We start from the raw sequence: 8376 nt of genomic DNA, 5'->3' as shown, positions 1-8376 counted from the left end.
CCGCCGGGTCACCGACTGGATCATGCGCCGGCCCGAACACCTCACCGAGACCGACCGCAAGTGCCTCGACGAGCTGTGCGAACGCAGCCCCGCCCCGGCCACGACCACCGAATACGCCCGGCGCCTGGCCGCGATGGTGCGCGAACGCCGCAGCGAGCACCTGGCCCTCGACGTCTGGCCCGCCGATGTCCGTCTCGACGGGCCACGAGAACTCCGCACCCTGGCCGCTGGCATACGGCGCGACCGCACAGCAGTGCTCGCCGCCCTGACCACCACCTTCACCCCGGGAGCGGTCGAGGGCAACGTCACCAGAATCAAGCTGCTGAAGAGACAGATGCACAGGCGGGCCGACTTCGACCTCCTGCGACGCCGCATCCTCCTGTCACCTTGATCAACCGGTGACACCCCCAAATCAGCGACAGAGCCCAAAACCTGAGCCGGAACCAGAACTCACAGACATCGCCCTCCGGCGAAACGAGGCGTTCTCGGCCCTGAGCGGCAAGTGGTGTCGGACCCCGTCGACAAAACCAACCGCCCGCCCACTCACCTGCGCGGGCACCGACGAGGCCGAGACGCGCTCATTTGCGATCTGTTCGCTCACCCGCTCAAAAACCCGTTCGGCGACAGCAGGTTCGTCTCGCTCAGCCCGCACCTCCACCAGCTGCTTGGCCAGCTTCTCTTCGAGTGCGCACTGCGCACGCCGGGGACGTTGCGCAGTCGCGAGCGTGCATCCCTGCCGTGCCTGGTGAGCCCCGTGGTGGGGCCGACCGCGGGGATCACCAGACAGGCCGGTGTGCCTGTTGTCGGATCGTGACCGGTGGTCGGGGTTCTTGGTCGTCTGTCTGGTCGGTAGTGGCGGGTGGGCTGACCGTCATGGATCTTGTTTGTGTCTCCTCATCCGGTGGCCCCGGCCGGCTCGTGCTCGTGGTCCGGCTGCAGGTCCTCGGCGGCCGTGTGCACCCGGTGGGCGGGGAGCCGCGGTGAGTCGCTTCAGGGCGGGGATCCGCCGGGGTGTGACGGAGGGTGATCAGTTCACGCAGATCGCCAACGGTCCGTTCCGTGACGGCCGGTTGTCCTTCAAGACGAAGGGGCTGTTCGGGCTGCTCCCCACACACCGGGAGGGCTGGCGGATGTCTGTCACCGACCTGGCCCGCTGCGGGCGCGAAGGCGAGTCGGCCGCCAAGAGCGGGCTGAAGGAACTGGAACAGCACGGCTTTCTCGTGAGGGAACGCGAGCGCGGCCAGGCCGGAACCCTCGGAGCGGCGGTGTACTTCATCACCGACCTGCCCGCCCTGCAAAGCCGCAGGTCACAACCAGAGTCGGGTTTTCCACCAGCGGATAAACCTACGTTGGTTGATCGCCCCACTAAGAAGACCAACAAGCAGAGGACCAGATCCCTCCGTCCCTGCGACCACAGTGCCATCGCGGGGGTTACCTCGGGGACGGGCCGGCCGGACGCGGCAGCGCCCCCGGCCGACAGCTCGCCTGCGGCGCCTTCGGCGCCCGACGCCTCGCCCGTGCCTCCGGTCGATGAGATGCATCCAGGGATCCGATTGCTGCTCGAACTCGCAGCCACTCGCCCCGAGCTGTTGCTGACCGGTAAGACGCTGACCGATCAGGGCCGGGTCGTGACCGTGATGCCGGAGTCCGGCTGGACCAGCGCCCGGCTGCGCCACGTCATCGCCGGCCGCCCCCCCCGCCGACCCCGGTGCGTACCAGCGTCGGCGCGATCATCGCCGCCCGCCTGCGCGCCGCCCAGGCCTACCCACCACCCGCCACCGTCGTCGGCCCGCACCATCTGGACGACGTCCCGGACGACGAACCGCCCGTTTCCTCGACACCCGAGCGGTCGTCCACGGCGTCCGCGGCCCGCACGGTCACCGAAGCCCTGACCCGTCGCGCGCTACTGGTCGAACGCGCCGGCTGCGGCGTCCCCGGCGTCGCCCCCGGCGAAGACCTCTGCCCGGCCTGCCTCGACTGGCCGCTGTGCCGCACCTGCCCCGGCCCCACACCTCGCCGCGCCCACCCCCACGGCGACGGACGCTGCACCACCTGCACCACGACCTTCATCACCCGACGGAAGGAAATACGCCATGACCACCCGGACACCACCGGCCAGAGGCTTTCCAGAGCCGTTGCACCCTTTCCGGCTGCAGCCCAGGCGGTGGGAAAGGGAACAGGCCCACTGCCACGCTCATGCCTCCACTTCAGCTTCGTCCCCGCCCCGTCCGGGACGAAGTCGCTTTCGACAACTCCTGCCGATAGGTTGCCCCTTGACCGACGGCGGTCTGATCTGGAGGACATCGCGTGACCGAAATGCCCGCTGCGTCGAACGAGACGCGTGAGCGAATCAATACCGACCAGCCGCACACAGCCCGGATCTGGAACTACTGGCTGGGCGGCAAGGACAACTACGAGGTCGACCAGGCTGCCGGAGACCAGATCCGCACGCTGCACCCCGGTATCGGGGATTATGCCCGTGCCGACCGGCTGTTCCTGGGCCGCGCCGTGCGATACCTCGCCGGTGAGTGCGGGATACGGCAGTTCCTCGACATCGGAACCGGCCTGCCGACGGCTGACAACACACACGAGGTTGCCCAGCGCGTTGCACCGGAATCCCGGATCGTCTACGTCGACAACGACCCCATCGTATTGGCCCATGCACAGGCCTTGCTCACCAGTACACAGGAGGGCAGAACCGCTTATCTCGACGAGGATCTGCGCAACGTCGACACGATCCTGGAGCAGGCTGCGAAGACCCTGGATCTCAGCAAGCCCGTTGCGCTCATACTGCTCGGCGTCGTCATCTTCATCGAGGACGACGCCGAGGCGTACACGATCGTGCGTCGTCTCATGAACCGGCTGGCCGCAGGCAGCTACCTCGTCCTCTCGCACACCATCACAAGGCCCGACATGCCGGACGTGGACTCCGCGGTGGCGTTCTGGAACCAGCACGGCACTCCCAAGCTGACTCAGCGCACGCCGGAAAAGGTCACCGGGTTCTTCGACGGGCTGGAGCTCCTCGAGCCGGGTGTCGTCTCCTGTAACCGCTGGCGTCCGGATGACGGTGGTGCCGACATGGCCGCAGAAGTAGCCATGTTCGGAGGGGTCGGCCGCAAAGCCTGATCGTCTTCTACGGCAAGTACGGGCGCGAGCCGCAGCACGGCTGCGGAAGCAGCGCGCACGGGCCGGAGGAGCAACCGCCCTCGGCTGTGCCCCGAGCCCTGCCCCTCCCGTGATGTGTCCGGGCTCCTGCTGTTTCTCGCCACGGTGGCGCATTGCGGCCGTGCTGCCGTTTCACCGGTGCTTCTCCTGCCGGGGTCTGGCACCTCCCGGCGGTGGCTGCCTTTCCGGGCTCCCCGGTGCGTGGCTGTGCCCCCGCCGGCTCCCCTTCCGGCGGGGGCAGCCATGCACCGGTCCACTAGCCGGGGCCCGTATCGACTGCCGGCCGCCGTCGCGGACGGTTGTGGCAGGACTGGCTGTCGACCTGCTCAGGGGGAGGGACGAACGCGCCGCCGGTGGGGGACGGGGTTGTGCGCTGTCGTGGTGATGTCACGCCGCTCATCGGGTGGGAGGTTCCTGCGCGAGGCGGGCGCTGATCTTGGCTTCGAGTTCCGTCATGGTGCGGGTAAAAGCGCGCTCGAGGTCCACATGGTGGAGGTGGGCCAGGATGAGGACCGACCACAGACAGTCGGCAAGCTCGTGCTCCAGCGCGGCCCGGCCGCCCGGGTTCTCCCGTGCTCCTTCTTCGGCCATGACGAGCTTGGCCAGGTCACCGACATCCCCCGTGAAGCCCAGCATGAATTCACTGCGTGTCCAGACGCGGCCGCGCTCACGACGGTTCAGTTCGTCATACGAGCCGTGGATACGCATGGCCAGGCGCTGCAGATCGTCGAGGTCCATCAAGATCCCTCTCCTTCGAGTGTGCATGCCGGGGGAGATGCTGCTTGGTCTTCTGTCCTGCTGGATAGGAGTAAGCGGGGGAGGCGAATCCGAATCTGCCGCTGTCGGCTGGGGTCCTGTGATGTCGGCAGGCACGGACACGGGTGTCCCCGTGTTCAGGGTGAGAAGTACCGGTCCAGCGCGTGGGGCAGGTAGTCCGCGCAGGGGCCGAGGCGGAGGGCGTGCCCGGCCGTGGGCACCAGCGCGAGCTTGTTGAGCTCGACCGCGTCCTGACCGGTCCCGGACGCGGTCGAGGTCCGCAGGCCGGTGCCGTGCGAGTGCGCTGGGCACGGGCGGAGCGAGGAAGCGGAAAACGAGGCTGCCGAAGTGTTTTCCATGGGTGAGGCCCCAGAGTCGCAACTCGTCGTCGGCGACGTGGATGCCGACCTCTTCGGCGAACTCGCGGGTGGCGTGCCGGCGCAGTGAGTCCACGTCCAGGGACTGACCGGGCGGCGGTTCGGCCGTGCCGCCGGGCAGCGTCCAGCGGCCGGGCGCCGCCGTGGCGGGGAGCCGCGCCCGGCCGCCCCCTCGCAGCCCTTCCCAGGCGGATGCCGATGACACGGTTTGCACCATGGACCGCGAGTTCCTCTCCCCCAACCGGATACGGGCCTGGCCGCGCTACGAAACGGCCCGCACTGAAATCGGCGGCGGGACCCGGTGGGGCACCGGTGCCGTCGGCCGGCTACGCGACCGCCTGCCGGGACAGGCCTTCGAGGAACTCCCTGGCGCCTCGTAGCCTCGTGCTCAGCCGGCGCTGTGAAGCGCGGCTGTCGAGGCGGACGTCGAGGGCTCCCGGCAGGTCGGTGTCCGTCCTGCGACCGGCGGGCAGCAAGGTGGGGTCGATGCCGTCGCGTCGGGCGATGAGGATGCCGAGGGCGTGGCGGCTGAGGGCATCGGGCCCAGCCAGGTGGAAGACGCCGGCCATGTCGGCCGTGGCGAGCTCCCAGAGGGCGGCTGCCAGGTCGGAGACGTGCACGGGACAGCGGATGTCGTCCGTGAACAGAGTGCCCTCGCGGCTCCCGGCGGCAAGTTCGTGCACGATCCGTTCGTGGGCGGATCCACCGTCGCCGATGATCAGTGAGGTGCGGGCGACGACCGGGGTGGGGTGCAGGAGACGGACCGCCGTCTCGGCGGTGGCCTTCGCGGCGCCGTACGGGGTGATCGGATCCGGGAGCGCGGTCTCGTCGTAGCGCACGTCAGTCCCGGAGAAAACCGCGTCACTGGACACGTGCACCAGCCGGATGCCCTGCCGCGCCGTTGCCTTGGCCAGTCGGACGGCCCCGTCGGCGGTGACCGCCCAGTCGGCGTCCCCGCTGGAAGCGTTGATCACCACGCTGGGCGCCACCGTGTCGAGGACCGCCTCGATCCGCTCGGCGTCGCGGAGGTCCAGACGGTGCCACGGAACGTCGGGAAGTACGCGGGGACGGGAGTGGAAGGTCGCGGCCACGGGGCGGCCTGCGGAGGTCGCCCGCCGTACCAGCTCGGTCCCCAAGAACCCGCTGGCCCCGATGATCAGCACCGTCATACCGGACCACGGTAACGAAGAGGTGCGCGCCATATGCCAGAACAGGGATACACGGGGCGGGCGTACGGCGGCCTTGGGCGGTGGGTGCGACGGCAGAAACTGCGGTTTCTGTTCGGCACCTCACGGCCGGGCAAGCTTCGGCCCCGAGCGTTCGGCCGGTGGGGGACCGAGCGAACGAGGCATCGGGCCGGCTCGGGAGGGGGCACAGGCACGCACCTGCCGGGACGGACAGAACTCCCGAGGCCCAGCAGACCGGCACCACGGACACCACCGCGGCAGCGGCGAGGTCGGCGCCGACCATGATCTTCTTCTTCGGGTGCCGGTCACCAGCCACCCCGGCGGGCAGCGCGAGAACGAACGCGGGCACCGCCGCCGCGGCGGCCGGCAACGACACCTGGCCGGAGAGGCGTCCAGTTCCAGCACCGCGACCACCGGCAGCGCCACACCATGGACCGATGCCTGCGCGAGGGGCACCGCCTCGCCGACCCAGTACACCCGGAAGGACCTGTTGTTCCGCAAAGGGATACCGACGCCCCCAGGTGCAGCGCCATCGCGGGCGGTGCTGGTGGCTGTCACGATCGGCTCCGCTCCGGCCGACGGGCCAGGGGGTGCACGAGGCGACCCATGTCCCGGTACAGGCTTCGTCGGGACGCGGACCACTCCAGTTCCAGGCCCACCGCGTACGTGACCGGATCCAGGGTCCAGGTGTCGTCATAGTGAGGTGGGCTATGACGATGCTGATCATCGGCGCCGGCGCGGTGCGCGGTGAAGTCCGCTGGCCAGCCGCTGTCGGCCGACGAGGACACGGGACGGGATTGGGGATGTTCGGGCATCATGCCGCCTCACCGGCCTCGGCACGGTAGCCGGCGGCCTGGAGGGTGAACATGGCGGCGTACTCGCCGTGAAGGTCCATCAGCTCCTGGTGCGTGCCGGTCTCGATGATGCGGCCGCTGTCGAACACGAAGATGCGGTCGCACTCCACTACGCTCGCCAAGCGGTGGGAGATCAGCACCGTGATCTGATCCGGCCGCAGGGTGTCCCGCAGCACCGCCTGGTAGACGGCATGCTCGGCGCGGGGATCCATGCTGGCGGTCGGCTCATCCAGCAGGAGCACCGGCGCGTGCTTGTACAGACCGCGGGCTACAGCGATCTTCGCCCACTGGCCGGCCGACAGCTCCTGCCCGCCGCGGAACCGCTTGGACAACAGGGCCGCCCACGTCCCCGGGAGGCCGGCGATGACCTGCTCGGCGCCGGAAGCACGCGCGGCGTCCAAGGCACGTCGCGGGTCGGCCTCGGTGAGCGTGCCCCGGGAGATCGTGAGGTTGGCCAGCGCGCTGAACGGGAAGCGGACCGGATCCTGCAGTACACAGCTCACCCGGGCCTGGAGGGACTCGGCGTCCATCTCCCGCACATCGACACCGTCCCAGCGCACCGCGCCGGAATCCTCGGCCTCGTACAGTCCGGCGAGCAGTCGTGCGCACGTGGACTTCCCGGAGCCGTTGACGCCGACGAACGCGACCTTCTCACCGGCGCGTAGCGTCATGGAGATGCCGCGCAGTGCCGGGGTGTCCTTGCCGGGGTAGGTGAAGGACACGTTGTCCAGCGTGATCGTCTTGACCGTCTCGGGGGCGGGGGAGCCGGCGCGGCGCGGCTGCAGTTCGCGGCAGCGCTGTTGGAAGGCGAGCAGGTCATCGACCCACATGGCGTGCTCGTAGACCAGGTGGGAGACGTCGACGAGCCGGGTGAGCGAGGCCTGGGCGGTCTGGATGGCAAGGACCGCACCCGCGCCGGAGGCCAGGGGCAGCCACCCCGCGATCAGCATGGCGCCGAGCGCCGTGTAGGTGACACCGGTCCCGATCCCGCCCACAGCACGCCCCGCCAGCGTCAACCCGGCCGAGCTCACCCCGAGACGGGTGTCCTCCGCCGCGATCCGCGTCGTCAGCCTGCGGTGCTCGGCCAGCAACGCGCCCTGGGCGGTGTCCGAGCGCAGCTCGGCGGCCGCGTCCCGCTCAAGCAGCAGCCAGGAGAAGACCCGCACCCGGCGCTGCAGGGCGTTCCAGCGTTTGAAGGAGTGAAAGCGGGCCCGCGCGGTGCGTACGGCGGCCGCGCCGACCGGCAGCACGGACAGCAGGAGCAGCGGGAGCAAGGCCGGATGCAGGACGGCCAGCACGCCAGTGGTCCCCACCAGCCCGAGCAGCGCCGCCGCCAAGGAGACGACCTGCCCGACGATCTGCCGGGCGTAGAACAACCCGCGATCGTTGGCCCGGTAGGCCTCGTCATGCCAGTCCGCGTCGTCGACGACCTCCAGGCGCACATGGGCGGTCAGCTCAAGGAACTCGGACTCCAGCGCGGTGCGGATCTTCGGTGTCACCCGGGCCTGGGCCACGGCGACGCCCGCCTCCAGCAGCGCACGGGCCGACAGGAAGCCGACGACGACCAGCAGCTGAGGTACGGCCGCACGCACCCGGTCCGGGGTGGGCCCCTCGGCGAACAGTTCCCGCAACACCGCCACCGACGCCATCAAGCCGAACGCTGTCATCGCGGCCGATGCCAGCTGCAGGACCACAACCGCCGCGGTCGCGATCCGGTCGGCGCTCCAGGCCAGTCGGCCGATCTGGCGCACGATCCGCGGCAAACGCGCGAGGATCTGCCCCACCGTCGCCTGGGACGCGGCGCCGTCGTACACGGACCAGTAAGCCTCTGCCAGGCCGTCGGTGATGTCACCCTCCTGCGGCCCGGAGGGTAGGGCGGCGGGCGGCAGCGGAAGTTCCGCGTGGCGCGGGGCCGGCACTTCGCCCGAGGGGATGCCGCCCGCGTCGTTGGTGTCTTTCATGCCCCCCACCTCGTATCCGGACGTGCTGAGCGGGAGGCGTCGGCGGTGCGGCGGACGAGAGGAGCGGCGACGACCT

Annotated in this window: 6 protein-coding genes; 2 read left to right on the top strand and 4 right to left on the bottom strand. The window is 69.9% G+C overall.

Annotation, left to right across the window (positions count from 1 at the left end):
• Positions 1–391 (top strand): transposase (locus FHS37_RS35955; protein ID WP_221500722.1); only part of this gene is annotated, 391 nt, incomplete at its 5' end.
• A 1925-nt stretch (positions 392–2316) separates the two neighbouring features.
• Positions 2317–3126, top strand: a complete 810-nt coding sequence (locus FHS37_RS35950; RefSeq protein WP_184829085.1) for an SAM-dependent methyltransferase — start codon at positions 2317–2319, stop codon at positions 3124–3126.
• 435 nt (positions 3127–3561) lie between these two features.
• Here FHS37_RS35950 and FHS37_RS35945 read toward each other — a convergent pair whose 3' ends face one another.
• The 4 genes from FHS37_RS35945 to FHS37_RS35930 all read right to left on the bottom strand — a co-directional run bounded on the left by FHS37_RS35945 (position 3562) and on the right by FHS37_RS35930 (position 8300).
• A complete protein-coding gene (locus tag FHS37_RS35945) occupies positions 3562–3903 on the bottom strand; it encodes a MazG nucleotide pyrophosphohydrolase domain-containing protein (RefSeq protein ID WP_184829067.1) in 342 nt (113 codons plus the stop codon).
• A gap of 155 nt (positions 3904–4058) precedes the next feature.
• Entirely contained in the window at positions 4059–4280 is a 222-nt protein-coding gene (locus FHS37_RS35940; RefSeq protein WP_184829066.1) for a hypothetical protein, read from the bottom strand.
• 344 nt (positions 4281–4624) lie between these two features.
• Positions 4625–5467 (bottom strand): SDR family oxidoreductase, encoded by an 843-nt coding sequence (locus FHS37_RS35935; RefSeq protein WP_184829064.1) that lies wholly within the window; start codon positions 5465–5467, stop codon positions 4625–4627.
• 832 nt (positions 5468–6299) lie between these two features.
• Entirely contained in the window at positions 6300–8300 is a 2001-nt protein-coding gene (locus FHS37_RS35930; protein ID WP_184829062.1) for an ABC transporter ATP-binding protein, read from the bottom strand.
• Positions 8301–8376: the final 76 nt, after the last annotated feature.

The sequence above is a fragment of the Streptomyces griseomycini genome, assembly GCF_014203535.1.
Lineage (GTDB): Bacteria > Actinomycetota > Actinomycetes > Streptomycetales > Streptomycetaceae > Streptomyces > Streptomyces griseomycini.
This window is presented reverse-complemented; position numbering and strand designations above follow the sequence as displayed.